The following is a 750-nucleotide window of genomic DNA, read 5'->3' as shown; positions in this document are numbered from 1 at the left end:
ATATCATCCATATGCTTTTGGAATAAAGGACGCATGATATCTTTTAACTCTTCAGATAATTCAAAAGCTTTAATTTTTGCAGGGTTTGAAAGTCTGTCCATCATGTTTGTAATACCACCGTATTTTAAACCTTCAGTAACAGTTTCCCAACCGTATTGAATTAATTTTGAAGCGTAACCTGGCTCAATACCTTTTTCAACCATTTTATCAAAACATAAAATAGAACCTGTTTGTAATAAACCACAAAGAATTGTTTGCTCACCCATTAAATCACTTTTTACCTCAGCAACAAAAGACGATTCTAGTACACCTGCTCTATCTCCACCTGTTGCAACAGCATAAGCTTTTGCTTGGGCTAAACCTTTACCTTCAGGGTCATTTTCTGGGTGAACTGCAATAAGTGTTGGCACCCCAAAACCTCTTTTGTATTCTTCGCGTACCTCAGAACCTGGTGATTTTGGCGCACACATAATTACGGTAAGGTCTTCACGAATTTGCATACCTTCTTCAACAATATTAAAACCATGAGAATATGCTAAAGTTGCTCCTTTTTTCATTAATGGCATTACAGCGTTAACAACATTTGTGTGCTGCTTATCTGGTGTTAGGTTTAAAACCAAATCGGCTGTTGGAATTAATTCTTCATAAGTACCAACTGTAAAACCGTTTTCAGTAGCATTTACGAATGATGCGCGCTTTTCTTTTATTGCTGCCTCACGTAATGTGTAAGAAATATCTAACCCAGAATCT

General features: G+C 36.5%; 1 protein-coding gene. It reads right to left on the bottom strand.

Annotated features, from left to right (window positions below; all coding sequences use genetic code 11):
* A partial coding sequence (gene ilvC / locus FUA24_RS03970) for a ketol-acid reductoisomerase (protein ID WP_148540153.1) occupies positions 1–750 on the bottom strand: 750 nt, incomplete at both ends.

This window comes from Seonamhaeicola marinus (genome assembly GCF_008085455.1).
This window is presented reverse-complemented; position numbering and strand designations above follow the sequence as displayed.